Here is a 26,967-nt window from a genome sequence, read left to right as displayed (position 1 = left end):
AGAACCGCAGCCGGGCCGCCATGCCGGAGGAGTACGTCCGCATCGGAAGGGTGATGAAGTCGCCCTTCTCGTTGATCCCGGAGAACTCGACGATGTCGTCGTAGCGCTGCCGGATCTCCTCGCGGGACATGCCCATGGCGAGGCCGCCGAGGTGGACGTTGCGTTCACCCGTGAGGTCGTTCATCAGGGCCGCGTTGACGCCGAGCAGGGAGGGCTGGCCGTCGGTGTAAATGTGGCCGTTCTCCACGGGGAGCAGGCCCGCGACCGCCTTGAGCAGCGTCGACTTGCCGGAGCCGTTGGTGCCGATCAGGCCGATCGCCTCGCCCTTGTACGCGACGAACGACACCTTCTTCACGGCGTGCACCGTACGGACGCCCGCCGCCTGCTCGGCCTTGCCGCGGCGCAGGATGCGGTGGAGCGCGGCGGTGGCGGAGCCGCGGCCGGCGCCGGTGCCGTTGACCCGGTAGACGATGTCGACGCGGTCGGCGACGACGGTGGGGACGGCGCTCGTCTCGCCGGTGTTCTTCTTGCCGGGGTTCGTCCCGTCGGTGTTCTCAGCCACGGCCGTACGTCTCCTCAGCCTTCCAGAAGTAGATGAAGCCGCCGGCGCCCGCGACCAGCGCCCAGCCGGCCGCCAGCGCCCACACGTGCGGGGGCAGCTGGGCGGCGTGGAAGCTGTCGATCAGCGCGAACCGCATGAGGTCGAGGTAGACGGCGGCCGGGTTGCACTGCAGCAGGAGCGTGACGACGTGCGCGTCCTTCTTGGTGACCGTGCCGATGCTCCACATCACGCCCGACACGTACATCCAGGTGCGCAGCACGAACGGCATCAGCTGGGCGATGTCGGGGGTCTTGGCGCCGGCCCGCGCCATGATCATCGACATGCCCGCGTTGAACACGAACTGCAGGAACAGCGCGGGCAGGGCCAGCAGCCAGGAGGCCGAGACCGGGACGCCGAAGCAGAGCAGGATGACGACCAGCGCCGCCATCGAGAACAGCAGCTGCTGGAGCTGCTGGAGGCAGAAGGAGATCGGCAGCGCGGCGCGCGGGAAGTGCAGGGCGCGGACCAGGCCGAGGTTGCCGGAGATCGCCCGGGTGCCCGCCATGATCGAGCTCTGCGTGAACGTCCAGATGAACACGCCCGTGACCAGGAAGGGGACGTAGTCCGGGACGCCCTGCTTGGTCTTCAGGAGCATGCCGAAGATGAAGTAGTAGACCGCCGCGTTCAGCAGGGGGGTCATGACCTGCCAGACCTGGCCCAGCTTCGCCTGGCTGTACTGGGCGGTCAGCTTGGCGGTGGCGAAGGCGGCGATGAAGTGGCGCCGCGCCCACAGCTGCCGGACGTACTGGGGCAGGGTCGGGCGGGCCCCGCTGACCGAGAGGCCGTGCCGGGCGGCGAGCGCCGCGAGGTCCGGGGCGGCCGGGGTCTGGGTCGGGGGCGGTGTGTCGAGGACCTGGCTCACATCCGCTGCTTTCGCTCGGTTTCACTCGGAAGGGGGTCCGGTCGTTACCGGCCGGAGGGGGTGAGTCCGTCGCCCGCCGTTTCCTTACGCTTCTCTTCACGTTCTCTTACGTCGGGACGGGACCGTATCGTCGCAACGTGAGCGTAGGCCCATTCCGCGTCGGGACGCAACCGTTTCGTCGTAACGGCCTATGCTGGTCGGCATGACGACGAACGCCGGTGAAGCCCCGAAGCGTCCGCGCCGCCGCGCTCCGGCCGGGGCCGCGGTGCTCAGGGAGGACGTGACCGAGGCCATCCGGGCCGCCGTGTTCGAGGAACTGGCGGCCGTCGGGTACGCGCGCATGTCCATCGAGGGGATCGCGCGCCGCGCCGGCGTCGGCAAGACGGCGGTCTACCGCCGCTGGCGTTCCAAGCTGCACCTGGTCCTGGACGTGGTCTCGGCGATGGCCGTCATGGGCCTGCCGGCCCCCGACACCGGCTCACTGGAGGGCGATCTGCGCCTGCTCTACGAGGTGACGTCGCGCGCGCTGCGGCACCCGGTCGCCTCCCAGATCATCCCCGACCTCCAGGCCGAGGCCGCGCGCAACGCCGATATCGCCGAGGCGCTGCAGAAGGCGCTGCGGGACGGGCAGGAAGGGGTGGCGAGCAAGGTCGTCGCGGCGGCGGAGGCGCGCGGTGAGGTCCGCTCCGGCGTCGACGCCGACCTCGCGCTGGACCTCATCTCCGGGCCGCTGTACTGGCGCTCGGTCGTCATCCGCAGCCCGAAGCTGCCTCGGGGTTACCTGGATGATCTGGCCCGCGCCACGGCGGGGGCGCTGCGGGCGCTGTAGCGCTGCCGCGCGGCTGGGCCGGGGGGTCGGGGGCGTTCTGTTGTCCGGCCGGTGCGGGTGGGTGGGGGTTCTCGCGCAGTTCCCCGCGCCCCTTGCGGGGCTGCTCCACCGTGGGTGAGTTGACCAGGTACGGGTCCGGCGGCCGGCCGGGGGCGTTCTGTTGTGTGGGCTGTGCCGGTGGGTGGGGGTTTTTGCGCAGTTCCCCGCGCCCGTTGCGGGGCTCGTCAGGGGCGGGCGGGTAGTCGGGTCAGGATCTTCAGGATTTGGGTCCAGGCGGCCTTTGACGCCTCGGGATCGTGGCTCTCCGGGCGGTCCTAGCACAGGAAGCCGTGGGCGGCGCGGGGGTAGTCGACCAGTTCGTGGGCCACGCCGGCCTCCTTGAGCCGTTGTCCGAGGCGCTGCCAATCGTCGGCGGAGATCAGGAAGTCCTGGCCGCCGACCAGGCCGAGGACCGTGGTGCCGTGTTCTGCGAGAGCGGCGGCGCCGGCCGGGGACAACGGCGGCTCGGGTGCGGCCAGCGGGATCCCGCCGTCCAGCGTCCAGCCGCCGTAGCAGCTGACGACCAGGTCCAGGGGCAGCCGGGTGGCCGCGAGGACGCCCAGGTGCCCGCCGACCGAGACGCCCACGAAGGCCCGCCCGCCGCCGGCCCCCCGCTCGGCGCCCGCCGCCGGCCCCCCGCTCGGCGCCCGCCGCCAGCGCGGCCGCGGTGTCCGCGATGACGCCCTCGGCGCTCAGCCCGCCCAGCAGCCGGAAGCCCCCTAGCGCTCCGCAACGGGCAAGGGCACGCCGCCCTCACGGCCGGGACCCAGGGCCCCCGTCGAGCAACCGCCCTGCCTGTTCCACGAGTTCGGGAGCGCGGAGCGTCCGGCCGGTGAAGCCCGGCAGGGGTACGTGCAGGGCGGACGTCCAGCGTTCCGGGACGGCACGGGCGCCGTACACCGCTCCGGCCAGGGTGCCTGTCACCGCCGCCACGGTGTCGGTGTCTCCGCCGAGGTCGATCGCCGCGCGGACCGCGTCCTCGTAGGACGTCGTTGTGCGCAGGGACCAGACCGCCGAGCCGAGGCAGGGCCAGACCGCGCCGTTGAACTCCGTGGCCAGGCCGGGATGCCAGTCGGGGGACAGGACGGCGGCGTAGCGGGTGCGGTGGTCGCGGTGCAGGAACCGCAGGGTGTCCGGTACGGCGGCCACGGGGTCGCCGCCCGCCAGGGCCACCCGGACCAGCTCGTGCAGGGCGGCCGTGCCCTCCCAGGCCGCGGGGTCGCCGTGGGTGAGCGCGGAGAGCCGGCGGGCGGCGTCCATCGTGGCGTCGCGGCCCGCGCGGGCGAAGTACACGGCCGAGGGAGCCGCCCGCATCAACGCCCCGTTGCCCGCGCCCCGCTGGTTCACCCGGAAGTGCCGCTCCGCCGCCGTGTCCCAGGGATCGCCGGAGCCCAGCACCGCCTCCGTCTGCAGGCCGATGTCCTTCGGTTCGGCCGCCGCCCAGCGCCGGAAACGGTGGAACACGTCCTGCGGGTCGAGTCCGCCCCGCTCCAGCAGGGACTCGGCGACCAGGACCGCCATCTGCGTGTCGTCGGTCGCCTCCCCGGGGTCCCAGCCGCCGCCCCCGCACATCTCGCCGCCGTGCCCGGCCGTGGGGAAGCGCGCCGAGAACGCCCCCTCGGGGCCGAACTCGAAGGGCGCCCCCAGGGCGTCCCCGACGGCCGACCCCACCACGGCCCCCACGGCCCGCTCGACAACCTCCGGTCCGCTCATCCGGGCAGACTACGGCCGCGTCCGCGCGCGTCCTGCATCCCTAGGCTCGGGCCGCTTCCGGGTGGAGGCGTACCCAGCCCTCCCAGGCCGAGCTGATCATGTCGTGGACGTCATGGCGGGCCTTCCAGCCGAGTTCCGTGGCGATGCGGTCGGCGGAGGCGACGACGCAGGGCGGGTCGCCGGGGCGGCGGGGCGTGACGGTGGGGGCGCGGTCGTAGCCGGTGACCGCGTTGATCTGGTCCATCATCTCGCGGACGGAGACGCCCTCGCCGCGGCCGATGTTGAAGGTGAGGTCGGCGCCCGGGGCGGAGCGCAGCGCGCGGGCGACGGCCACGTGGGCGTCGGCCAGGTCGGCCACGTGGATGTAGTCCCGGATGCCCGTGCCGTCCGGGGTCGGGTAGTCGTCGCCGAAGATGCGGGGGGCGGCGCCCTCCGTCAGCTTCTCGAAGACCATCGGGACCAGGTTGAACACCCCGGTGTCGGCCAGCTCGGGCGACGCCGCGCCCGCCACGTTGAAATAGCGCAGGGAGGCCGTCGCCAGGCCCGTGGCCCGGCCGGTCGCCCGGACCAGCCACTCACCGGCCAGCTTGGTCTCGCCGTAGGGCGACATCGGCACGCACGGCGTCTCCTCGGTCACCAGCTCCACGTCGGGCATGCCGTAGACCGCGGCGGACGAGGAGAACAGGAAGGACGCCACACCGGCGTCGGTCACGGCCTCCAGCAGGACGCGCAGGCCCTCCACGTTCTGCCGGTAGTAGTGCAACGGGAGCTCCACCGACTCGCCCACCTGCTTCTTGGCCGCCAGGTGCACGACCCCGGTGACCTCGTGCCCGGCGAGCACCCGCGCCACCCGCTCGGCGTCCAGGGTCGAGCCCTCCACCAGCGGGACGTCCTCGGGCAGCCGGGCGGCGATACCGGTGGACAGATCGTCGTAGACCACCGTCCGCTCGCCCGCCTCGGCCATCGCCCGTACGACGTGCGCCCCGATGTAGCCGGCGCCGCCGGTGATCAGCCAGGTCATGTGCGGTCGTCTCCTCGTCGTTCGTCAGGCCGGTGGTCTTCTCAGTGAAGCAGGCGCCGCAGGCGTCCGAGGGCCACCTTCAGCACGCCTCGTACGCCCGGAGCCAGCCGCAGCGCCAGCGCGCCGGAGTGGGTGGCGTACGGCTGGGCCAGCAGGACGCCGTGCAGGATGCTCGGCAGGACCCGCCTGCCCAGCCGGCCGGCGCCGGTGAGCGCGTGTGCCGTCGCCTTGCGGCACTCGCCGTCCGCGAAGTGGACGGAGACCCGCAGGTCCCAGGTCCCCGCCCCGAGCGCGGCGAGGTCCGTGGGCGCCTCGGCCGACCAGATCCCCTCGGCCGCGGCCGACAGGGCGACCGTATGGATCTCGGCGGCGTGCCCGTCGTCCCGGGATCTCCACTCCACGGTGACCTCGCGCGGTCCCGCCTCGGCCACCCGGCCGTACAGCTCGTGCAGGCGCAGCAGCAGCCGCCCTCCCCGCGCCCGGGGGCGCAGCTCGGCGTCCACGGCGAGCGGGAGGAGCCCGGTGGGGCGGGACAGCAGCGGGGCGAGGGAGATCTGGGGGAGGTCCGCCGACCAGACGGGGCTGCCGTCCTCGGCGCGGGCGTACGGCGGGAGCAGCCGGGCAGGGCGGGCGGAGAGTTCCCGCACGCGGGGCAGGTCCCGCGGCTCGGGGGACTCCAGGATCAGCGACGCCAGCACCCGGCCCGGCGCCCCCGCGTCGATCTCCCAGTCGCCGGCGTCGTAGCGGGCGAGGTAGTCGCGGGCCTGCGTCCACCAGGCGCGCTGGTACGCGGGGTCGCGCAGTCCCAGTTCGCGGGCGTACATGCGCAGTTCGTGATCGAGGAACTTGGCCCGCGCCGCCCGGGCCAGCTCCTTCTGCCCGGCGTTCAGCAGGATGTCGTACGCCTGGGCGCACGCTTCGAGGCGCGCCTTCCAGTTCTCTATGCGCCCCCGGTCCAGGGACAGCGACAACTGCTCGGCCGTGCGCCGGACATGCCACAGGTACACGCGGTCCGGGACCAGCGCGATGCGCGGACCGGCGGCCAGGACGCGCGCGGTGAAGACGAAGTCCTCGTAGAGGAAGCGTCCTTCGAGGAAGCGGATGCCGTTCTCGCGCAGGAAGCCGGTCCGGTACAGCTTGTTGACGCACAGCGTGTCGTGGACCAGGCGGGGCAGCCGCGACGGGTGCGTGACCGTGTTGTGCTCCGCGTACAGGGACGCCTGCCAGGGCTGTTCGATCCCCGAGGGCAGTTCCCGGCGCACGCACAGCCCGCTCGCCACCTCGGCGCCCGTCCGCGTCGCCGCGTCCAGCAGCGCGTCCACCGCGCCGGGCGGCATCACGTCGTCGCTGTCCAGGAACATCACGTACGGCGCCGTGACCGCGTCGATGCCGGTGTTGCGCGGGGTGCCGCAGCCGCCGCTGTTGGTCTTCCGGCGCACCACCCGCAGCCGGGGTTCCCCGGCCGCCAGGCGGTCCAGCAGGTCTCCGCTGCCGTCGGTCGAACAGTCGTCCACCGCGATGACCTCGGCCACGGCGGGTCCCTGCGCGAGTGCCGAGCGTACGGCCTCGGTCACATGGGCGGCGTCGTTGTAGCCGATGACGACGACACCGGCCCGGGGCTTCTCGTGCGGTTCGCTCAGCATGGGGTCCACAGGACGGAAGGTAGATTCGTTCGGTAATACTCTGTTAAGAGCGACTTGCCGCTCGTTCTTGAAGACGGTCGGAAACGGCCAGTGGTTGTGCCGCGGGTCCTGTCTTTACGGTCGCAGCGCGTGTCGAGCGCCACAACCGGACGAAGGACAGCACGGCGGCCGCCGCCAGCAGCCCGTTGCGGGCCAGCATCAGCAGACAGCCGGTCCAGGTGCCGGCGACCACCTCGCCGTAGGACATCGGATAGGCGAGCGTGCTCAGGGCGCTCGCCGCCAGGACCAGCACGGCCACGGGCCGCTGGCCGGTGACGCGCGAGGTCAGGCACACGGCGGCCAGCCCGAGCAGCCAGACCAGGTACTGCGGGCTGATGACCCTGCTGGTCACCGTGAACAGCAGCACGGCGCACAGGGCCGCGTCGTACGGCGTCGCCTCGTCCCACCGCCGCGCCCGCAGCCGCCACACCACCAGCAGGAGGAAGGCGACGGCCGTCAGCGCGACCGAGGCCGTGCCGACGGCGGACACGTACGGGCCGGTCAGCTCCATCGCGCCGTACCGGTAGCGGACCGTGCCCGGCCAGCCGGCGTGCCGCGCGAGGTTCAGGGCCGTACCGCCGAGCGACTCGATCTGCACGCCCCGGCCGCCCTGTTCCCGCAGGAAGGCCAGCGGATCGCTGAACAGGACCGCGAACATCCCGAGCGAGACGGCCCCGGCCGCCGTCGCCCACGTCCACGCCGCCCGTGTCGCCCGGCCCCGGGGCGTCCCCAGCAGCACCAGGGCCGGCCACACCTTCACCAGCGCGCCGAGCGCCGCGAGCACGCCGCTCGCGCGGGGGAAGCGCGCCAGCGCCAACAGGGAGAGGACGGCGAACGCGGTGACCTGCACGTCGTAGCGGGCGAGCGGCAGGTGCAGCAGGAGTGGCAGGCCGCCCGTCCACAGGGCGGCGCCGAGCAGACTCCGGCCGTGCCCGCGCCCCGCGCGGACCAGGGCCACCGCGATCAGCGCGTCCGCGGCCAGCGCCAGCGCGACGAACGCCTGAAAGTACGTCAACTCCGGTAGCAGGCCCGGCGCGAGCAGTACGGCACCGGCGCCGGGCGGGTACTGCCACCGCGTGTCGTGCGCCGGGAACGCGCCCTGGGCCAGGACGCCGTACCAGTGGAAGTACAGCCGCCACACCTCCCGCCCGACCGAACCCCCGCCCACCAGCGGCGCGCTGTCGTGCGCGAGCAGCCACAGCATCAGCGCACGGGTGGCGAGCCAGCAGGCCGAGAGCGCGAGGACGGGCCGGGTGCGGGACGGGCGGACGGGGGAGGAGGTACGCGGATCGGGCTCGGGGGGGCGGAGGTTCATCACGTGCGAGCCTAAGCCGGGCGGATGGTGTATCTCTGGCGATACGCCGTCAATAACCGCAAAAGGTTGGCTAATCGCAAAAGATCGGGCCGTGGTGAACATCGGGCTTCTCGTCACACAGCAGCCGCGTCGGCCGAGCGGGCGGACGAGCCCGGAGCCGGGAGCCCGCCGGCCGCCGCCGCACACGCGACCCGCCCCGACCTCCGCGCGCGGGCGGCACGCCGTCGCCGTGGGCGCGCCGGCGCTGGTGATGGCCGGGCTCGGGCTGTGGGGGCTCGACCGGGGGGCGATGTGGCGCGACGAAGCGGTGTCCTTCCAGGTCGCGCGGCGTACGGTGCCGCAGATCTGGCGGCTGCTGCACGGTGTCGACGCCGTGCACGGCCTGTACTACCTCCTCATGCACGCCGTCCTCACCGTCCACCCCGGTGAGGTGGTGCTGCGGCTGCCCTCGGTGTGCGCGGCGGCCGTCACGGCGGGGCTGGTCGCCGAACTCGGCACCCGGCTGGTCGGGCCGCGGGTGGGGCTGTGGGCCGGCCTGCTGTACGCCGTCACACCGATGGCCGGGCACTACGCGCAGGAGGGCCGCTCCTACGCCCTCGTCGCCGCCGGGGCGACCGGGGCGACGCTGCTGTTCGTCCGCGCGGTGCGTGGGGGCGGGGGGCGGCTGTGGTGGGGGTACGGCGCTGTCCTCGGACTCACCTGCTGGCTGCACGAGTTCGCCGTCCTGCTGCTGCTCGCCCACGCGGGGTCGCTCGCGCTGGCCCGGGTCGGGGCGCGGGTGTGGCGGGGGTGGGGGTGTGCGGCGGGGGCGGTGACGGCCGGGCTGGTGCCGATGGTGGTGGTGTCGTGGGGGCAGTCGGCGCAGGTGGCGTGGTTGCGGCCGCCGACGTGGGAGACGGCGGGCGCGCTGCTGCGGGCGCTTCTCGGGCCGACGGATCTGGTCTACGGGGTGTGTCTGTCACTCGCGGTGCTGGGGGCGGTGGGGGTTGTGGGGCGGCGGGGGGAACTGAGCTGTGCGGGGGTGGCGTTGCCGCTGGTGGTGGTGGCGCCGGGGGTGCTGATGGTCGCTTCGCTGTTCTCGCCGCTGTACGTGGACCGGTACGTGCTGTACGCGCTGAGCGGGGCGCCGTTGCTGGTGGCGGCGGGGGCGGAGAGGGTGGCTCGCGCCGTCGGCCGACTGCGGCCCGGTGGTCGTCGTGTGCCCACCCTCCCCCACTCTCGGCTTCGCTCGAGCGGGGGGACCCCCATCGCCCTGCGGAACGCCTGCCCACACGACGGCGGCGGGTTGGAGGGGCGCCCGGCGCGGGAGTCGGACGACGGCGGCGGGTTGGGTGGGTGGTCTGCGGGGGAGTCGGACGACGGCTTGTCGGGAAGATGCCCGGCGGTGAGGGGGAGCCTGCTTGCGCTGGTTGGTGTGGTGCTTGTCGGGGCTGGGCTCGTTCATCAGTGGCCCCTGCTCAAGGAGGATCGGTTGCCCGGGGGGCGGGCTGATGATCTGGCGGGGATTGCTCGGGTGGCTGGGCGGGAGGTGCGGGCGGGGGACGCGGTGTTGTTCGTGCCCGGGGCCGGGCGGAACGCGGCGCTGGCGTATCCGGGGGCGTTCACGGGGGTGCGGGATGTCGCGCTGGCGCGGGGCGCTGCCGTGTCCGGGACGTTGTACGGACGGGAGGTGGGGACCGCTGTGCTGCTCAGGCGGATGCGGCGGCTCGACCGGGTGTGGGTGGTGGGCGACCCGAAGCTGCTGGCGGGGCGGTACCCGGCCGAGACCGCTGTCGAGCGGGCCGAGGTGACGGCGCTCGGCGCACACTTCGTGGGGGTCGCCCAGGCCAGGTCCGGCGAGGTGACCGTACGGCTGTACGTGCGGTGGGACCGGGCCCCGGCTAGCGGGAGCCCGGTGCCGCCGCGGCCGCGTCCAGAGCGGTGGTGAGCCGGTCCAGCCGCTCGCGCAGCTCGGTGATCTCGTCGACCTGGAAGCCCGTGGCCGACATGATGCGGCGCGGTACCTCCAGCGCCCGCTCCCGCAGGGCCGCCCCCTCCTCGGTGAGCAGGACCCGCACCGACCGCTCGTCCAGCGCGCTGCGCTCACGTCGCACCAGGCCCGCCGCCTCCAGCCGCTTGACCAGCGGAGACAGCGTGCCGGAGTCGAGGCGCAGATGCTCGCCGAGCTTCTTGACCGGCAGCTCGCCCTGCTCCCAGAGCACCAGCATCACCAGGTACTGCGGGTAGGTGAGCCCGAGGTCCTTGAGGAGCACGCGGTACACGCCGTTGAAGGCGCGGGACGCCGCGTGCAGGGAGAAGCAGATCTGGCGGTCCAGGCGGAGCCACTCCGGTTCGGTCATGTCCCCAGGGTAACTCCCCGAGCCATTCAGTTGTGTGCAATTGAATTGTGTGCTCTACTGACCGCAAGGAACCCCGCTGATCACACCGAACTCACACCCGAGAGGGATGGTCCCCCATGGACGCGCTCTACACCGCTGTCGCCACCGCAACCCACGGCCGCGAGGGCCGCGCCGTCTCCTCCGACGGCCGTATCGACCTCGCCCTGGCCATGCCGGTGGAGCTGGGCGGCAACGGCCAGGGCAGCAACCCCGAGCAGCTGTTCGCCGCCGGTTACGCCGCCTGCTTCGGCAGCGCCCTCGGCCTCGTCGGCCGCCAGGCCAAGGTCGACGTCAGCGACGCGGCCGTCACCGCCGAGGTCGGCATAGGCAAGCAGGGCGAGGGCTTCGGCCTGAAGGTGACGCTGCGCGTCGAGCTGCCCGGAACCGTGGACGAGGAGACCGGCCGCAAGCTCGTCGAGGCCGCCCACCAGGTGTGCCCCTACTCCAACGCCACCCGCGGCAACATCGACGTCGACCTCGTCATCGAGTGACACAGGGATGAGTGCCGGGTGCCGGCCCCGGAGACGGGACCGGCACCCGCACCGCTCCTACGCCGAGGCCAGCGCGTCCCGCTCCGGCGCCCGGCCCTGCCCCGGGATCCGTACGTGCGGCGGGCTCTCCATCGGCTCGCCCAGCAGCAGGGTCCGTACGACCCGCTCCGCCGCGCGCCCGTCGTCGTACGCGCAGAACCGCGTCCGGAAGGCGGCCCGCAGCCGCGCCGACTCCTCGTCCCGCCACGAACCGGAGGCGAACAGCCAGGCCAGCTCCCGGTAGGAGCGGGAGACATGGCCGGGTGCCTCGGCCGTGATGTCGAGGTAGGTGCCGCGGCTCGCGGTGTACGCCTCCCCGTCGTCGGCGTGCACGACGATCGGCCGGTCCAGGTTTGCGTAGTCGAACATGATCGACGAGTAGTCGGTGACCAGCGCGTCCGAGGCGAGCATGACCTCCTCGGCGTGCGGTTCGTCGGTCGCGTCGACCACGATCCCGCGCCGCGCCAGCTCACCCAGCCCCATCCCGCGCGCCGGCCCCGCCGCCAGCGTCGGGTGCAGCCGGACGACCAGCGTGTGCCCCTCGCCGAGGTCGGCCGCGAACCGGGCCAGGTCGAACCGGTCGGCGTGCCCGCCGCGCCGGTAGTCCCGGCGGGTCGGCGCGTACAGCACCACCGTGTGGTCCTCCGGGATGCCGTGCCGCAGCCGGAACGACGCCCCGGCCGCCGGGTCGGTGCGCGAGGTGACCAGCACGTCGTTGCGGGGGCTGCCCGTGCGCACCGAGGTGAAGTGGCAGGGGTAGGCCCGCTCCCACACCAGCTCGGAGTGCTCGTTGGCGACCAGGCTGTAGTCCCACCGGTCGGCCCGGCGCAGCATCTGCGGCACGTCGAAGCCGAGCCGGGCGCCGGGCTTGCCCAGCAGGTCCGCGCCCATGTACTTCAGCGGGGTGCCCTGGTGGGTGTGGACGTACACGCTGCCGGGCCGCTTGGCCGGCGTGGCGGGCCAGTTGACGTCGTTGACGAAGAACTTCGCCCGCGCGGCCAGTTCCAGACAGCGCCGGGAGTCCACGAGCACGTGCTCCACACCGGGCGGCAGTTGCTCGGCCGCCTCCTTGTCCCGGACCACCCACACCCCGCGCAACTGCGGGGCAATCTCCTGCGCCTTGTAGTAGACGGCCGCCGGATCGCCCAGCAGACCCCGGTGCGAGGACGCCGAGTACAGCACCAGGTGCTCGTCCAGCGGGCGGCGCGCGTGCAGGGCGGCCCAGCCCCGCCGGCCCCGCACGGCCGCCGTCCGGCGTGCCTGCGCGGCCCGCCGCCCGGCCTCCCGCCCCGCGCGGCCGGCCTGCCGGCGCAGCCGGTACATCGCGTACGTGCCCTCCAGCACCGCGACCTCACCCTCGGCCCGGGTGCCCTCGGGCCGGTGCGCGCGGAACATCTCGGCGGTACGGCGGAAGAACTCGGCCTTGTCGCCGGGCGGCAGCCGGTCCGGCTTGGCGAGGATGTCCAGGCAGTGCTCACCCATCTTGCGGTGCAGGTACGGCCGCCACGTCCACAGCTCCTCGTGCGCGTCGACGAACGCGAACACCCGCGCGTACTGGTCATGGATGTCGAAGTGCTTGCGGCTGGTCGTGGAGAGGATGTTGCCCTGCCGGCGCTGCCGGTAGTTCAGGCAGATCCGGTCCAGGGTGGCGATCCGGCCGGCGCTGAGCAGCACCGGGAACGTCCACGGGGTGTCCTCGTAGTAGCCGGGCGGGAACTCGAAGCCGTGGGCCTCGACGAAGTCCCGCCGGTACACCTTGTTCCACACCACCATCAGCAGGTCGAGGATCTCCGGGTACTCGCCCACCGTGAACGTGCCGTCGCCGGCCTCCGCGAGGATGTGCGCGAGGACGTTGCGCCGGGTGCCGCCCCACCAGTAGGTGCGCGCGTAGTCGAAGACCAGCACGTCCGGGTCGCCGGCCTCGCCGAGCCGGTCGGCCATGGCCCGCAGCGCGCCGGGGGTGAGGGTGTCGTCGCTGTCCAGGAAGAACAGGTAGTCGCCGGTGGCGTGCGGCATCCCGGCGTTGCGGGCGCGGCCGAGCCCGACGTTCTCCGGCAGGTGCAGCACCTTCACGCGCGGGTCGCGGGCCGCGTACTCGTCGAGGATCGCGCCGCAGCCGTCCGGGGAGCAGTCGTCGACGGCGATCAGCTCGATGTCCTCGTAGGACTGCCCGAGCACCGAGTCGAGGCATTCGCGCAGGAAGCCCTGCACCTTGAAGCAGGGGACGATGACGCTGAATCGGGGCACGGCTTCAGTCAGCTCCTCACGAGGGACGCGGCTGCGGGGGCGGGGACGCGCTCCGCGAGCGGGATCACGGGCGGGATCGCCTCCGGCGGTTCGCCGAGCAGCACCCGCCGTACGACACGTTCGGCGGCCAGACCGTCGTCGAACTGGCAGAACCGCTCCCGGAACGCGGCCCTGAGCGCTCTCGACCCCGCGCCCGCGTGCTCGCCCTCGCGGAAGATCCGGGCCAGCTCCTCCGGGGTGCGGGCCACCGGTCCGGGCGGCTCGGCCATCAGGTCGAAGTACACGCCGCGGGTCTCCTGGTAGACCTCCCAGTCGTCGGCGTACACGACGATCGGCCGGTCCAGGTTGGCGTAGTCGAACATGATCGACGAGTAGTCGGTGACCAGCGCGTCCGCGGCCAGGCACACGTCCTCCGAGGAGCGGTGCCCGGTGACGTCGATGATCCGGCCGGAGCTGCGGGCGCGGCCCCGGTCGTAGAAGTAGTGGGCGCGCAGCAGGACGACGACGTCCTCGCCGGCCGCCGCGCAGAACGCCTCCAGGTCCAGGCCCGTCTCGAAGCCGGTGTGGTGGTCGCGGTGGGTGGGGGCGTACAGCACGGCCGTCTTGCCCTCGGGCACGCCCAGTTCCCGCCGGATCCGCGCCACGTCCTCGCCGGTCGCCGTGCAGTACACGTCGTTGCGCGGATAGCCGTACTCCAGGTGCTCGTAGGAGCCGGGGAAGGCCCGCTCCCACATCTGCGTGGAGTGGCGGTTGGAGGACAGGTTGAAGTCCCAGCGGTCCACCCGGCCGAGCAGCTTGGTGAAGCTGCCGGACCGCGCGGCCACCACCGGGTGCGTCGACTGGTCCACGCCCATGTGCTTGAGCGGCGTGCCGTGCTGCGTCTGCACGTGCACGCTGCCGCGCCGCTTGACGACGCCCTCGGCGAAGTTGGCGTTGTTGAACAGGTACGTGGCGCGGGCCAGCACCTCCCAGTAGCGGCGGGAGCCGATCACCACGTGTTCCACGTCCCGCGGCATCGCGTGCGCCTGGTCCGCCTCGACCAGGAACACCGAGCGGATGTGCGGGGCGAGTTCGCGGGCCTTGGCGTGGATCGCCGCCGGGTTGCAGGCGTAGCCCCGGCCCCAGTAGGCGCAGAACACCGCCAGATCGGGGTCCAGCGGGCGGCGCAGGTCACGGGCGTAGCGCAGCCGGGTGCGCAGCATGCGGGGGCGGGGCAGCCGCTCGGCGGCGCGGGCGGCGACCCGGTTGGCGCCGCGAAGCGCCCGGAACGCGGTGTACGCGCCGGTGGCGAGCAGCCGGTGCTGGACACCCAGGCTGCCGCCCGGCACCCGGTGCCCGGCCGGCCGGTGCCGGCGGTACAGCCGGCCGGCACGGCGGAAGAACGCGCGGTGCCCGGACGGCAGCCGCTCCGGCCGGGACGCCGTCTTCAGCACCTGCGTGAACAACTGCTCGAACAGCGGCCCGGTCCGCTCGGCGGGCAGCGCCCGCTCGGCGGCCCGCGTCAGCACCAGCTCCACCTGGTCCAGCAGGGCGTGCTGCTCCGGGCCCGGCAGGTTCAGCCGGCTGCCCTGCCGCCGCAGCCGGTGCCGTACGACCGTCGAGCGCAGCACCGCGACCCGCTGGGCGGCGATCGTCACCAGGCCGCCCCAGCCCAGATCGGTGAAGTGGCTGTCGGGGAAGGTCAGTTCGTGCTCGGTGAGGAAGGTGCGGCGGTAGACCGAGCTCCACGCGGGCAGCAGCACGCCCGTCAGCCCCGGCAGCGCGGCCGGCGCGAAGGCCCCCTTCGGCGCGGTGGCCAGCAGCGGGGCGAGCGGGTTCGTCGGCTCGCCCTCCCACCACGGGGCCCGCTCGTGCTCGGTGTACAGCACGTCCACCCCGGCGGTCTCGGTCAGCCGCGCGTCCAGCGCCGCCAGGGAGCCCGGCAGCAGGACGTCGTCGCCGTCCAGGAACAGCAGGTACGCGCCGGTCGCCGCCCGCATCCCGGCGTTGCGCGCCCCGCCGAGTCCGGCGCTGGGCGGTGAGTCGACCGGGGTCACCCGGGAGTCCCGCTCGGCGTAGCCGGCGGCCACGGCGGCGGCCGGGGTGCCGGGGCTGTCGCAGACAGGGATCAGCTGCAGATCGCCGAAGGACTGGCCGAGGACGGAGTCCAGCGCCTGGGACAGCCGGCCGGCGACCCCGTGGGACGGGACGATGATGCTGAAGCGGGGCATTCTGTTCTCTCTGTTGTCATGCCTGTGGTCGTGCGTGTTGTCGTGCCCGTCGTCACGCTTGTCGTCACGCTTGTCGTCACGCGGGAACGGCCGGGCCGTCCTGCCGGACGCCAGGTGGACGGCCGGGTCGGCGTGGGCCGGGACGTGTTGCGGGGCACGGGAACTCCCGGAAGGTCAAACGGCGTTCAGCGGCTCTCGGTGACGGTCGGCGAACCGGAAGCTTGCGGTGCGGCGCCCGGCCGGCTGTCGTACGGCTGCCCCGCCGCACCCGTCCGGGTGCCCGGGGGGCGCTCCGCCATGCCCGGCCGCGACCCGGAACAGGGCTCCTCCACCGCGCCCGGACGGACCCCGGGAGGCTGCTCCACCGTGGTCAGCGGGGCGCGCGCCGCCCCGGACGCGGCCGACGGCACCGGCCGCCGCTCCGCGAGCGGCACGACCGCCGGCAGCCCCTCCCGCTCGCCCAGCACGACATGCCGTACGACGCGTTCGGCGGCGCGCCCGTCGTCGTACGGGCAGAACCGCTCGCGGAACGCGGCCCGCAGTTGGGCGGAGCGCGAGCCGCGCCAGTGCCCGGTGGCGAAGATGTCGATCAGCTCGTCCTCGCTGCGGGCCACCGCCCCCGGCGGGCAGGCCCGCAGGTCGAGGTAGGTGCCCCGGGACGCCTCGTAGGCCTCCCAGTCCTCGGTGTGCACCACGATCGGCCGGTCCAGGTTGGCGTAGTCGAACATGATCGACGCGTAGTCGGTGACGAGCGCGTCCGAGGCGAGGCACAGGGACTCCACGCTCGGGTGCCCGGTGACGTCGATGATCCGGGTGCCCGCGTCGGCCGGCCCGTCCTGCGTCGCGTGCGTGCGGGCCAGGATCACGTAACGCGGGCCCAGCCGGCGCACGATCCGCTCCAGGTCGAGCAGCGGACGCTGGGTGCGCCGGTGGTCGCGGTACGCGGGCGCGTACAGGATCGCCACCGCGTCCTCGGGGATGCCGAGGGACGCGCGCAGCCGGGCCACGTCCGCCGAGGTGGCCCGCTGGAAGACGTCGTCGCGGGGGTGGCCGTACTCCAGGGTGGTGTAGCGGCCGGGCAGGACCCGCTCCCAGGTCAGGGTGGAGTGCCGGTTGCCGGAGAGCAGGTGGTCCCAGGTGTCGGCGGCGTCCAGGAGGCGCGCGAAGTCCGTGTCCCGGGCGGCCGCCGGACGCTCCTGGAGGTCGAGGCCCTGGTGCCCCAGCGGAGTGCCGTCCGGCGTCCGCACGAACACCTGGCCGGGACGCTTGCGCAGCCGGGGGTCGATGTCGCCGTCGCTCACCAGGTACCGGGAGCGGGCCAGCGCCGTCCAGTAGGCGGCCGTACCCGGACGCAGCCGGCGCGGGCCCGGCGGGACCGCGTGCTGGTGCTCGGGGTGGGCGATCCAGGCGGTGCGCACATGCGGGGCGTGCGCCCGGAACGCCTCCTCCAGGGCGCCCGGGTCACCACCGTGCCCCCGCCCGTCCCGCACGGCGAACACCGCCCGGTCGGCCCGTACCGGCAGCCGCGACTGGACCCGGTAGTGCAGCCGCAGCACCGCCGTGCGCAGCGAGCGGGCCGACGTGACGGCGGCCTTGGCGGCACGACGGCGCAGGGCCGAGGCGAGCCGCAGTGCGCGGAAGGTGCGGTGCAGGCCGAAGCGGACCAGGGCGTGCCGCAGCCGGGAGCGCCGCGGGGCGGTGGAACCGGGGACCCGGTAACGGCGGTAGTGCGCGCGGGCGGTGCGCAGGAACCTGGCGCGGCTGCCGCGCGGCAGCCGGTCCCGGCGGGTGAACACCGTCGCGTAGTGGTCCACCATCCGGCGGAACAGCTCAGGGCGCCACCGGTCCAGTTCGGGATGCTCGGCGACGTACGCGAACACCCGGTCGTACTGCGCGAACACGTCGAAGTGCTTGTCGCTGGTGGTGCGCAGGATGTTGCCCTGCCGGCGCTGCCGGTAGTGCACGCACACCCGGTCGAGGGTGGCGATCGACTCCGCCGCCATCAGTACCGGGAACGTCCACGGGGTGTCCTCGTAGTAGCCCGGCGGGAACGTGAACCCCTCACGCTCGACGAACTCCCGCCGGTACGCCTTGTTCCAGGCGACCATCAGCACCCGCAGCAGCGCCGGCCGGTCCGCCAGCCGGAACGGCGCCGGGCCCTGTTCGGTCAGCAGGCCGGAGAGCTGGTTGCGGACCGCCTCGCCCGTCCAGAAGGTGCGCGCGTAGTCGTGGACCAGGACATCCGGTTCGCCGGTCTCCTTGATCCGGTCGGCGATCGCGCTGAGCGCGCCCGGGGTGAGCGTGTCGTCGCTGTCCAGGAAGAGCAGGTAGTCGCCCGTCGCCTGTGCCATCCCGGCGTTGCGGGCCCGGCCCAGGCCCTGGTTCTCCGCCAGGTGCAGCGGCCTCACGCGGGCGTCGCGGGCGGCGTACTCGTCGATCAGGGCGCCGCAGGCGTCCGGCGAGCGGTCGTCGACGGCGATGAGTTCCAGATCCGGGTACGACTGGGACAGCACCGAGTCCAGGCACTCGGACAGGTACGCCTGGACCTTGTACGCGGGGACGATGACACTGAACCTGGGCAAGGGACATCCATGGGGTCGGCTCGGCGCGGGCGTTCTGCCCGGGAACGGCCGATGGAGTGACTTGGTTACGGCCCGTACGTCATGTGGGGGACAGCGAGCAAGGAGGAGGGGGCGGTCCCGGTAGGGTCCGCCCCCTTGAAAAATCCCTGCTCAACAGCTATTTGACGGCACCTGCCATCACGCCGGACACGAACTGCCGCTGGAAAGCGAAGAACACGGCCAGCGGGATCACCATGGAGATGAACGCACCGGGTGCCAGCACGTCGATGTTGCTGCCGAACTGCCGTACCTGCGTCTGCAGGGCGACCGTGATCGGCTGCGAGCCGGACTTGGTGAACACCAGCGCGACCAGCATGTCGTTCCACACCCACAGGAACTGGAAGATGCCGAGGCTCGCGATCGCGGGCCCGCCGAGCGGCATCACCACCCGCGCGAACAGCCGCAGTTCACCGGCCCCGTCCAGGCGGGCCGCCTCCAGCAGTTCGCGGGGGATCTCCGCGAAGAAGTTGCGCAGGAGGAACACCGCGAACGGCAGACCGAACCCGGTGTGGAACAGCACCACACCCATGATCGTCCCGAACAGGCCGATCTTGCCGAACAGTTCGGCGATCGGGATCAGCGCCACCTGCACGGGCACCACCAGCAGGCTGACCACACCCAGGAACCACCAGTCCCGGCCCGGGAACTCCATCCACGCGAACGCGTAACCGGCGAGCGAGCCGATCACCACGACCAGCAGCGTGGCCGGAACGGTGATCAGCACGGTGTTCAGCAGCGAGTTGGTGATGTCGCTGTTCTCCAGCAGCTTCTGGTAGCTGTCGAAGGTCAGCTGGGACGGCTTGGTGAACACGTTCCACCAGCCGTTCGCGCTCATCTCCGCCGGGGCGCGCAGCGAGGAGATCAGCAGGCCGATGGTCGGCACCAGCCAGAACAGCCCGACCACGATCAGGAAGACGCGGACCAGCCCGCCGCTCAGCTTCTCGGCGATCCTCGACCCGAGCGACTGCCGTGCCTTCACGGGCGCCCCGGCGGCCGCCACCTTCCCGACACTCGAAGCGGTAGCCGTCATCGCCTGACCTCCCGCCGCAGCCTGCGGATGTTCCTGTGCTCACCCGGGGGGCGACCCCCGGACCCCTGGCAGGGCAGAGGCGCGCGTGGCTTCATCGCCTGACCTCCCGCCGCAGCCTGCGGATGTTCCTGTGCTCACCCGGGGGGCGACCCCCGGACCCCCGGCAGGGCAGAGGCGCGCGTGGCTTCATCGCCTGACCTCCCGCCGCAGCCTGCGGATGTTGAACAGCATCACCGGGATCACCAGGAGCAGCAGGAACACCGCGATGGCGCTGGCGACGCCCGGCCGGCCCTCCGAGAAGCCCTTGCGGTACAGCTCCAGCGCGAGCACGTTCGCGTCGTCCTGGGAGGAGCCCGGCGCGATGATGTAGACGAGGTCGAACACCTTCAGCACGTTGATCATCAGCGTGACCACGACCACCGCCAGCACCGGTGCCAGCAGCGGCACCGTGACCTTCCGGAACACCTGCCACTCGTTGGCCCCGTCCACGCGCGCCGCCTCCAGCAGCTCCCGCGGCACGCCCGCCAGCCCGGCCGCGATCAGCACCATCGCGAAGCCCGCCCACATCCACACGTACGACCCGATGATCGCCGGCGTGACCAGCGTCGGCCCCAGCCAGTCGACCCCGTTGTACGGCTCCCTGAAGTTGCTCGCCGGGAGCCTCAGGCGTGCCCCGTCCGCCGCGCCGGGCAGTGTGAACGTGCCGTCGGACGCGGCCGTCGTGGACGCCACGACCTTGCCGTCCCTCACCGCCTCGATCCGCATCCCGGCGTAGCCCAGCTCGGACGGGTCGGGCGCGCCCAGCCGGCCCACGCCCTTGCCGCGCGTGAAGTCCTGCCAGGTCGTGCCGGTGACCTTCCCCGGCTCCGCCTTCGCCGCGGCCGCCTTCTTCGCGTCGCCCGGCATCTGGTCCGGGGCGACACCGACCAGCGGCAGCCGCACCACCTGCCCGGTGTGCACCGGTGAGGAGGTGAGGAAACCGCCCGCGTCCGGCTTCAGCGGCGACTGGCGGCCCGGGTGCGCCTTGGGGAACGCCGACGACTGCGCGAACGTGTCGTGCACGCCCACCCACACCGCGTTGGCGACCCCATTGTCCGGGCTCTGGTCGTACACCAGCCGGAAGATGATCCCGGCCGCCAGCATCGAGATCGCCATCGGCATGAAGACGACCAGCTTGAACGCCGTACCCCAGCGCACCCGTTCAGTCAGCACCGCGAAGACCAGACCCAGCGCGGTGGACACCGTCGGCGCGAACACCACCCAGATGACGTTGTTCTTCAGCGCCGTACGGATGCCGTCGTCCGTGAAGATCGCCTTGTAGTTGTCGAAGCCCGCGAACCCGCCGCCGGAGTCGGCGGAGAAGCTGCGGACGAGCGAGTACCCGATCGGGTAGACCACGAGCGCGCCCAGCAGCACCAGCGCGGGCAGCAAAAACAGCGCTGCCACCGTCTTGCGGGTGCCGGTCACGCTCTTGCGACCGCGGGGCGCGGCGGGGCCCGGTGGGGCCCCGGCCGCCGCTGCCGACGCCATGGCCGGACTACCGCCCGGTCCCGTACGCGGCCGCCGCGTCCTTCTCCAGCTTCGCCTGCGTCCCCGCCACGTCCTTCGGGTTCTTCAGGAAGTCCTGAAGGTCCTTCCACTCACCCTTGCCCGGGGTGCCGCCGAACGCCTGCGGGGCCTGGTCGGACATGTCGAACCGGAAGTCGTCGCCGGACGCGATCAGCGCCTTCGCGATCGTCTGCTGGACCGTGTTCGGGTACGCCGAGACCGGCACGTTCTTGTTCGGCGAGAGATAGCCGCCGAGCTTCGCCTGGATCGTCGCCGCGTCCGGGGAGGCCAGGAACGTGGCCAGCGCCTGCGCCGCCTTGGAGTCCTTCAGGATGACGGCCGCGTCACCACCGGAGACCACCGGCGCGGTCGAACCGACCGCCGGGAACGGGAACACCTTCGCGTCCGTGCCCACCTTCGCCTTGGTGTCACCGATGTTGACCTGCGCGAAGTCACCCTCGTAGACCATCGCCGCCTTCGGCTGGTCGCCACCGGTGAACGTCTGCGTGACCGAAGCGGGGAACTCCGTCTGCAGCGCGCCGTCCGCGCCGCCCGCCACATAGTCCTTCTTGCCCCAGACCTGGGCGAGCGTCGTCAGGGCCTGCTTCACCGACGGATCGGTCCACTTGATCTTGTGCTGGGCGAGCTGGTCGTACTTCTCCGGACCCGCCTGGGACAGATAGACGTTCTCGAACCAGTCCGTCAGCGTCCAGCCGTCGGCGCCGCCCACCGAGAATGGCGTCACCCCGGAGTCGTACACGGCCTGCGCCGTCTTCATCAGGTCCTGCCAGGTCTTGGGCTCCTTGGCGCCCGCGTTCCCGAAGACCTTGGCGTTGTACCAGATCAGCGACTTGTTGGCCGCCTTGTAGTACACGCCGTACTGCTTGCCGCCGACCTTGCCGATGTCCTGCCAGCCCTGCGAGTAGTTCTTCCGCAGCTCCTTCAGGGCCGCCGGGCCGAGCGGCTTGGCCCAGTTCTTCTGCACCGCCTGCTTGATGGCGCCCGGCTGCGGCAGCATCGCCACGTCCGGCGGCTGACCGCCGGCGATCTTCGAGCCGAGGAAGTTGATGATCGGGTCCTGCGCCGGCACGAAGGTCACCTTCGCCCCGGTGCGTTTCTCGAACTCCGTTAGGACCTTCTTGAAGTTGGCCTGCTCGGTGCCGGTCCAGACGGCGGCGACCTCCAGGTGCGCGCCGTCCAGCTTCGGCAGCGAGACCGTCGAACCGCCGCCGCCCGGCCCGCTGCTCTTCCCGCCGTCGTCCTTCTTGTCACTGCTGCCCGAGCAGGCGGTGAGCGCGAGGGCTCCCGCGAGGAGGGCGGCGAGTGCCGTGGCGGCCCTGTGTGTCCGGATGGTGTCGCTCTTGCTGCGCATCACTGCCCCGTTCTTCGTTCGCCGTTGAACGTCCGAGCGCTTCCGTGCGGTCCGGTCTACGCCGGGCCCCTTAAGGGCGGCAAGAGCGCCTGCGGCACCGACCGGGTGATCGTGACCGGCTCGTGACCGGGGGCGCATGCGCGCTGTTTCGGACGCGTCCGACGGCGGTCGGCGCGGGGGCTCTCCGTGTACGGCAGCGGGCCCGCGCCTCCCGGTCAGAGGAGCGAGGCCGCTGTCGTCGCCGAGACCTCGCGGGCCGCCCGTTCCACGGCGCTGGCCAGCAGGGCCAGGTCGGTGGGGCCGTTGCCCAGTTCCCGCACCGGCCGGCGGGTCGGCGGGTCGCCCATGCGCTGCCACTCCAGCGGGACCACCGTGGGCCGTTGGGTCGCGGTGCGTGGGATACGGCCCGTCACCCGGCCGGACTGGAACCCGCTCTGCCGTCCGTCGGCGTGGGCGAGCCGGCCCCGCCCGGGCGCGGGCTCGTCCGGCCCGGAGGCCGGCGCGTCCAGGACGACGCGCAGGGTGGCCCTCCGCGCCGGCTCCGTCTCGGCCGTACGACCGCCCACACCGGCCGCCGCCACCAGGTGCACGCCCAGTCGCGCGCCGTCCCGGGCCACCGCTTCCAGCGCCCGCAGCACCGATCCGGCGGCGGGCCGGCCCGGCGAGCCGAGCGCGGGGGAGACCAGCGCGTCCAGGTCGTCGGCGACCACCACGAGCCGGGGCAGCGGCGGCACCACGGCCGCGCTCCGCCGGGCCGCGGCGCCGGGCCGCAGCCGCATCGTGGAACTGGGCGCCGCCTCAAGGTCACCGGCCCCGGCCACGCCACCGTCCAGCGCGCCGGTCCCGTCCGCCCCACCCACAGCCCCGGCGCCGTCACCGGCCGCCGTGCCCGGGCGTCCCACCGGCCGGCGCTGGGCGACGATCCGGCCCGACACCTCGCGCCCCGCATGCCACTGGGCGAAGTCGGAACGGCCCAGCAGCTCCGCGCGCCGCTTCAGCTCCGCGCTCAGCGACTGCGCGAACTCTCGCATCCGCACGGGGTCGTTGGCGATCAGATGGGTCGTCACATGCGGTATGTCCGTACAGACCCGCAGCCCCTCGCCGCCGCGTCCGGCACCGGCACCGATGCCGTCCCGGCCGTCTATGAGCACCATGCCCAGCCGGTCCGGCCGCTCGGCGGCGGCCAGCGAGGCCACCACGGCCCGCAGCAGCTCCGTACGGCCGCTGCCGGGCGGCCCCTCGATCAGCAGGTGCGGTCCCTCGGCCACCAGGTCGGCGACCAGCGGACCGTGCGCCCCGGCGCCGAGCACCGCCCAGGCCCGGCCGCCCAGCGACTCCGTGTCGTCGCCCGCGTCCGCCCAACGGGCCATCAGCGAGGCCGGGGTGGCCCGCGCGAGCCCCAACTCGTCCAGCAGCCGCGCCGACTGCGGCAACGGCGCCGCCACGCGCGCGTGCCGCTCCCCGGGGGCGCCGTCCGGCCGCAGCGGCGCCAGCGCCCGCGCGACCCGCTCGGCCCAGGCACCGGACACGGCGTCCACGGAGGCGAGCGTCCCCGGACCCAAAAGACCGCTCGGGGCGACGCGCATCAGATGCAGCGCGGTGGCGACGTCGCCGCCCAGCAGCGCGACGGCACCGCAGTGCCGGAACGTGGGCACGACGGCGCAGGCCGCCTCGTACGTCTGCGCCACCGGCGAGTCGGGGGACGAGGGCGCCGTCTCGGCGAGACACAGCACGTGCACCCCGGCCCGGGGCCCGGCCACGGCCAGCCGCCCGAGGACGTCCCGCAGCGCGCCCCCACCGGGATCCCCGTCCACGACGACCACCGTGTACGGCCCCGAAAACCCGCCACCCCCGTCCACCCCGGCATCGGCACGCGCCCACGAAGGCCGACGGCCGCCGTCGTCCGGCACCGCGAACCCGGCACCACCGCGTCCCGCCGGCCCCGCGCCGGGGCCCGGAGCCGCCCAGGCGTCCCCGCCCGCCTGATCCGGCACGGCGGACGCACCAGCACCGGTGGCGCTACGGGCATGCTCGACCGAGCCACCGGACGGCGAGCCACCCGGGGCGGAAGCGCCCGCCCTCGAAGGGCCCTCAGCACCCCCTGCCACGCCCGTGGGCCCGGCCCAGTCCACCGCCGCGCCACCGGGGCCGCCCGGCACCGAGGGCCCGCCCCGGTCGGCGGCGCTATGGCCGGCGGCGCCGTGGCCGGTGGTCCCGCGAGGCGGTGCGCCGCCCTCGGCGCCCATGTGGCCGGACCGCCCGGCCCCGCCCGGCTCGCCGGTCCCCGGCCCGGTCCGCCGGACCGACTCGGCGCCCCGGCCCGGCCGGGCCGTGTCCTCCGCTCCCGGTGCGCCCTCCGCACCGGCATGGTCCTCGCGCCCGGCGTAGCCCTCGTGCCCCGGGCCGGCCCAAGGTCCGGGAACACCCGGAGCCGGCGGGGCAGCGTCAGCGGTTCGGCCGGCGCTGGGGTTGCCGCGTCCGCCCGGCGGCGTCGAGTGGTCCGCGGGGCCGTGGTCCTGGTGGCGAAGGCCGGCCGGGGCGCCGGTGGCCGGGGAGGCAGGGCCCGTGGACCATGCCGCGCCGGTGCGGCCGTCCTGCGGTGCGGAGCCCTCCGCGGCGCCGTGGCCCGGCCGGCCGGTGCCGGAGAGGGTATGCGGCGGAGGGGTGGGGTGGACGCTTCGCGGAGCGGCGTCCGCCGGTGTGATGTGGCCCGCCGGACTCTGCCCGTCGTCGGAGGGCCGGCCGCCGGACCGGCCCGCCGGGCTCGACGGCGCGGGGAGCCGGGAGGGGCCCGGGTGGGCCGCGGTCCGGCCCGTCGCCGCGTGGGCCTCGACCCGGCGCAGCAGTTCCTCCGCGCGGGCCGCCGCCTGTTCGCGGTCGTAGGCCAGCAGCAGCCGACAGTCCTGGCCGTGGGCCGGACGGACGTGCGGCAGCCAGCCCAGCCACGACCACTCGGCCGTGCGCTCCGCCACCGGCCGCGCCCGGTCCGCGCTGATCAGCACGATCTCCAGCTGGTCGGGGGAGTGCAGCGCGGCCAGCTGGGCCAGCACCGCGCGGGCCAGCCCGGACAGCCGGGGACGCGGACCGGCCAGACCTAGCGCGCCCGCCTCACGGAGGCCGGCGGTGACCGGCACGGCCGGCAGCAGCCCCGACCCGTCCGGCGCGCTCCGGTCCGCCGTACCGAGCCGCACGGTCAGCGTCTCCGGATGACCCGGCGTCCGCTCCCACAGCCGGGGACCGGGACCCAGCGCCGTCAGCAGCACCGCGGCCGGGTCGGGCCAGGCCTCCGGCTGCTGCGGTACGCCCGCGACTGGGGCGCCGGCCGCACCGCCGCCCTCCTCGCCGAATGCCTCCGGAACGGCCGCCGGCTGCTCCCCTCGACCGCCGGCCAGCCGCCGCGCCCACGCTCCGAGTCCGCCCCTGCGCCGCACTCCGGGCGGCACGTCGGTTCCCCTGAGCGGGGTGCCCTTGCGGCCGTCCGGCGCGCGTCCGCCTTCCTCCGCCGCCGTACGGGCCGGGCCACCCGCCACTCCGAACCGGCCGCCGTGCGTGTCCCCGCCCTCGGGATCCACGCCTTCCGCCGCCCCCCGGGGCCCCCGGTTCTCGATCCCCGGCGCCCCGGCCTGCTCCGGCACCACCGGCCGCGCCGTACGCCGGTGCTCCTGGCCGCCCGATGCGGCGGCCGCCTCCCGGCCCCCACGGCCCCCGTCACCGCCGTACGCGTGGTGCCCGCCGCCGGCACCGGCCGCCCCGGAACCCTCACGGTCGTATCCGTACGGCACGCCACCGGCACCGGCCGCCCCGGCACCGGCGCCCCGCTCCACGCGCGCGTGCCCGCCACCGGCACTCCCCGCCGGGCCCGGCCCGCCGATCGCCTCGGCCGCCCGCGCGTCCATGTCCCCGCCGGGAGCCTCTGCCGTCTCGGCCCCGACGCGCACGCACCCCTCTCCGTCCGGTACCCCCAGGATCCGTGCCCCCGGACCCCCGGACGGCGTAAGCCTCAAGGTCGACTCTCCGACCCTCAGGAGGGCCCCCGCGGGGAAGCGGACCGGGTGGTCGCCGACGCGCGCGCCCGCGAGGACCGTGCCGTTCGTGGAGTTCAGGTCGGCGACCGCGACACGGCCGTCGGTCGAGACGGTGACCGCGCAGTGCAGGCGGGAGACGTCGGGGTCGTCCAGCGGGACGTCGGCCTCGGCGGAGCGGCCCACCGTGACCCGGCCGCCGTGCAGCAGATGGACCCCGCCCGCGTCCGGCCCCGCGACCACGTGCAGCTGGGTCGGCGCGTCGTCCAGCTCGGGATGCGGCTCGGGGGCGGCCGGGGCGCCCAGGGCCAGCACGGCCCCGTCGACCAGCGGCGGCTCGCCCAGCACACACCGGCGGGCGTCCAGCCGCTCCGCGCCCGCGTACAGCACGACCGCCGCGCCCGAGGACTCCCGGCCCGCGCCCGCGTCCCCGGTGACCGCCGAGGCCAGCGCCGACGCCACCGCGGCCAGGTCCGTGCCCGTGGGCGCCGTGACCAGCACGTCGCGGCTCGCGGCACGCCCCCGCTGCGGAGACGGGCCCAGCGGGTCTACGACGGTCAGCCGGATCTGCATCGCCGTCAGCGGTCCCTTCTGCGCGAACCCGCCCCGCGGGGACGAAGCCGCCCAGCGGTCCCCGCCGCAGGCTTCCCCCACCGCCGCACGAGCACGTCGGCCAGTACTCCCCGCATCCTCGCACCTGTCACTGACAACACGCCCGCGCCCCCGGAACAAGTGATCTTGTTTGGTCAGCTCTGCCCCCAAAAATGCCTGACGAGGACCGTCCCGGCGATCACTTGAGATCGGTCACGTCCACTCCTCGGCAACCACGGGACCGGGGTACGCGTCTTTCCTTCGAAACTTTCCTTCGTCCCGCCCCCGATCGTTCGGCCGGACTTCGGTCGAACGGGGACCGGAACGCTTACGTAGTGCCTTTTGTAGCGGCACTA

Annotated in this window: 18 protein-coding genes; 3 read left to right on the top strand and 15 right to left on the bottom strand. The window is 73.8% G+C overall.

The window, feature by feature from the left end; translation table 11 throughout:
• Both ABZ854_RS28350 and ABZ854_RS28345 read right to left on the bottom strand, forming a co-directional pair.
• Positions 1 to 562, bottom strand: a 562-nt coding sequence (locus tag ABZ854_RS28350) for an ATP-binding cassette domain-containing protein (protein WP_361215987.1), incomplete at its 3' end; no start/stop codon positions are given.
• Positions 555 to 1,463 (bottom strand): ABC transporter permease, encoded by a 909-nt coding sequence (locus ABZ854_RS28345; RefSeq protein ID WP_361215984.1) that lies wholly within the window; start codon positions 1,461 to 1,463, stop codon positions 555 to 557. The genes ABZ854_RS28345 and ABZ854_RS28350, both read right to left, overlap by 8 nt.
• Positions 1,464 to 1,665: 202 nt before the next feature.
• Here ABZ854_RS28345 and ABZ854_RS28340 point away from each other — a divergent pair, with 202 nt between their 5' ends.
• Positions 1,666 to 2,292, top strand: a complete 627-nt coding sequence (locus ABZ854_RS28340; protein WP_361215981.1) for a TetR/AcrR family transcriptional regulator — start codon at positions 1,666 to 1,668, stop codon at positions 2,290 to 2,292.
• A gap of 314 nt (positions 2,293 to 2,606) precedes the next feature.
• On the opposite strand, the gene ABZ854_RS28335 is transcribed toward ABZ854_RS28340, so the two are convergent.
• The 5 genes from ABZ854_RS28335 to ABZ854_RS28315 form a co-directional block, all read right to left on the bottom strand.
• Positions 2,607 to 2,918 (bottom strand): dienelactone hydrolase family protein, encoded by a 312-nt coding sequence (locus tag ABZ854_RS28335; RefSeq protein WP_361215978.1) that lies wholly within the window; start codon positions 2,916 to 2,918, stop codon positions 2,607 to 2,609.
• Positions 2,919 to 3,084: 166 nt separating this feature from the next.
• Complete coding sequence (locus tag ABZ854_RS28330; RefSeq protein WP_361215975.1) at positions 3,085 to 4,044, bottom strand: ADP-ribosylglycohydrolase family protein; 960 nt, start codon at positions 4,042 to 4,044, stop codon at positions 3,085 to 3,087.
• 40 nt (positions 4,045 to 4,084) lie between these two features.
• Positions 4,085 to 5,065: a UDP-glucose 4-epimerase GalE gene (gene galE, locus ABZ854_RS28325; protein WP_361215973.1), complete on the bottom strand. Its 981-nt coding sequence runs from the start codon at positions 5,063 to 5,065 to the stop codon at positions 4,085 to 4,087.
• Between the two features lie 41 nt (positions 5,066 to 5,106).
• Positions 5,107 to 6,708 carry a glycosyltransferase family 2 protein gene (locus ABZ854_RS28320; RefSeq protein ID WP_361216006.1) on the bottom strand — a complete coding sequence of 534 codons (1,602 nt, stop codon included), beginning with the start codon at positions 6,706 to 6,708 and terminating at the stop codon, positions 5,107 to 5,109.
• A gap of 43 nt (positions 6,709 to 6,751) precedes the next feature.
• Positions 6,752 to 7,951: a glycosyltransferase 87 family protein gene (locus ABZ854_RS28315; RefSeq protein ID WP_361216004.1), complete on the bottom strand. Its 1,200-nt coding sequence runs from the start codon at positions 7,949 to 7,951 to the stop codon at positions 6,752 to 6,754.
• A 340-nt stretch (positions 7,952 to 8,291) separates the two neighbouring features.
• Here ABZ854_RS28315 and ABZ854_RS28310 point away from each other — a divergent pair, with 340 nt between their 5' ends.
• A complete protein-coding gene (locus ABZ854_RS28310; RefSeq protein ID WP_361215970.1) occupies positions 8,292 to 9,989 on the top strand; it encodes a glycosyltransferase family 39 protein in 1,698 nt (565 codons plus the stop codon).
• Here the strand turns inward: ABZ854_RS28310 and ABZ854_RS28305 are convergent.
• A complete protein-coding gene (locus tag ABZ854_RS28305) occupies positions 9,943 to 10,401 on the bottom strand; it encodes a MarR family transcriptional regulator (RefSeq protein WP_361215967.1) in 459 nt (152 codons plus the stop codon). The genes ABZ854_RS28310 and ABZ854_RS28305 overlap by 47 nt on opposite strands.
• A gap of 116 nt (positions 10,402 to 10,517) precedes the next feature.
• Between ABZ854_RS28305 and ABZ854_RS28300 the strand changes: the two genes are divergently transcribed.
• The gene (locus ABZ854_RS28300; RefSeq protein ID WP_361215965.1) at positions 10,518 to 10,931 is read left to right on the top strand and encodes an organic hydroperoxide resistance protein; all 414 of its coding nucleotides are present in this window, start codon (positions 10,518 to 10,520) and stop codon (positions 10,929 to 10,931) included.
• Between the two features lie 57 nt (positions 10,932 to 10,988).
• Here ABZ854_RS28300 and ABZ854_RS28295 read toward each other — a convergent pair whose 3' ends face one another.
• The 7 genes from ABZ854_RS28295 to ABZ854_RS28265 all read right to left on the bottom strand — a co-directional run bounded on the left by ABZ854_RS28295 (position 10,989) and on the right by ABZ854_RS28265 (position 26,593).
• Complete coding sequence (locus ABZ854_RS28295; RefSeq protein ID WP_361215962.1) at positions 10,989 to 13,217, bottom strand: bifunctional glycosyltransferase family 2 protein/CDP-glycerol:glycerophosphate glycerophosphotransferase; 2,229 nt, start codon at positions 13,215 to 13,217, stop codon at positions 10,989 to 10,991.
• Positions 13,218 to 13,225: 8 nt separating this feature from the next.
• A complete protein-coding gene (locus ABZ854_RS28290) occupies positions 13,226 to 15,427 on the bottom strand; it encodes a bifunctional glycosyltransferase family 2 protein/CDP-glycerol:glycerophosphate glycerophosphotransferase (protein WP_361215960.1) in 2,202 nt (733 codons plus the stop codon).
• Positions 15,428 to 15,612: 185 nt separating this feature from the next.
• Positions 15,613 to 18,009 (bottom strand): bifunctional glycosyltransferase family 2 protein/CDP-glycerol:glycerophosphate glycerophosphotransferase, encoded by a 2,397-nt coding sequence (locus ABZ854_RS28285; protein ID WP_361215957.1) that lies wholly within the window; start codon positions 18,007 to 18,009, stop codon positions 15,613 to 15,615.
• A gap of 157 nt (positions 18,010 to 18,166) precedes the next feature.
• A complete protein-coding gene (locus ABZ854_RS28280; RefSeq protein WP_361215954.1) occupies positions 18,167 to 19,078 on the bottom strand; it encodes a carbohydrate ABC transporter permease in 912 nt (303 codons plus the stop codon).
• Positions 19,079 to 19,264: 186 nt separating this feature from the next.
• Entirely contained in the window at positions 19,265 to 20,608 is a 1,344-nt protein-coding gene (locus tag ABZ854_RS28275; RefSeq protein WP_361215951.1) for a sugar ABC transporter permease, read from the bottom strand.
• A gap of 7 nt (positions 20,609 to 20,615) precedes the next feature.
• The gene (locus ABZ854_RS28270; protein ID WP_361215948.1) at positions 20,616 to 21,998 is read right to left on the bottom strand and encodes an ABC transporter substrate-binding protein; all 1,383 of its coding nucleotides are present in this window, start codon (positions 21,996 to 21,998) and stop codon (positions 20,616 to 20,618) included.
• 215 nt (positions 21,999 to 22,213) lie between these two features.
• Positions 22,214 to 26,593 carry an FtsK/SpoIIIE domain-containing protein gene (locus ABZ854_RS28265; RefSeq protein ID WP_361215945.1) on the bottom strand — a complete coding sequence of 1,460 codons (4,380 nt, stop codon included), beginning with the start codon at positions 26,591 to 26,593 and terminating at the stop codon, positions 22,214 to 22,216.
• Positions 26,594 to 26,967 lie beyond the last annotated feature (374 nt).

This window comes from Streptomyces sp. NPDC047028, assembly GCF_040644095.1.
In the GTDB taxonomy this organism is placed as follows: Bacteria; Actinomycetota; Actinomycetes; order Streptomycetales; family Streptomycetaceae; genus Streptomyces.
This window is presented reverse-complemented; position numbering and strand designations above follow the sequence as displayed.

Bases quoted from the DNA above. Each gene is read 5' to 3' on its own strand.
- ABZ854_RS28340 (WP_361215981.1), top strand. From the start codon at position 1,666: ATGACGACGAACGCCGGTGAAGCCCCGAAGCGTCCGCGCCGCCGCGCT.
- ABZ854_RS28330 (WP_361215975.1), bottom strand. From the start codon at position 4,044: ATGAGCGGACCGGAGGTTGTCGAGCGGGCCGTGGGGGCCGTGGTGGGG.
- galE (WP_361215973.1), bottom strand. From the start codon at position 5,065: ATGACCTGGCTGATCACCGGCGGCGCCGGCTACATCGGGGCGCACGTC.
- ABZ854_RS28320 (WP_361216006.1), bottom strand. From the start codon at position 6,708: ATGCTGAGCGAACCGCACGAGAAGCCCCGGGCCGGTGTCGTCGTCATC.
- ABZ854_RS28315 (WP_361216004.1), bottom strand. From the start codon at position 7,951: ATGCTGTGGCTGCTCGCGCACGACAGCGCGCCGCTGGTGGGCGGGGGT.
- ABZ854_RS28305 (WP_361215967.1), bottom strand. From the start codon at position 10,401: ATGACCGAACCGGAGTGGCTCCGCCTGGACCGCCAGATCTGCTTCTCC.
- ABZ854_RS28300 (WP_361215965.1), top strand. From the start codon at position 10,518: ATGGACGCGCTCTACACCGCTGTCGCCACCGCAACCCACGGCCGCGAG.
- ABZ854_RS28290 (WP_361215960.1), bottom strand. From the start codon at position 15,427: ATGCCCCGCTTCAGCATCATCGTCCCGTCCCACGGGGTCGCCGGCCGG.
- ABZ854_RS28280 (WP_361215954.1), bottom strand. From the start codon at position 19,078: ATGACGGCTACCGCTTCGAGTGTCGGGAAGGTGGCGGCCGCCGGGGCG.
- ABZ854_RS28275 (WP_361215951.1), bottom strand. From the start codon at position 20,608: ATGGCGTCGGCAGCGGCGGCCGGGGCCCCACCGGGCCCCGCCGCGCCC.
- ABZ854_RS28270 (WP_361215948.1), bottom strand. From the start codon at position 21,998: ATGCGCAGCAAGAGCGACACCATCCGGACACACAGGGCCGCCACGGCA.
- ABZ854_RS28265 (WP_361215945.1), bottom strand. From the start codon at position 26,593: ATGCAGATCCGGCTGACCGTCGTAGACCCGCTGGGCCCGTCTCCGCAG.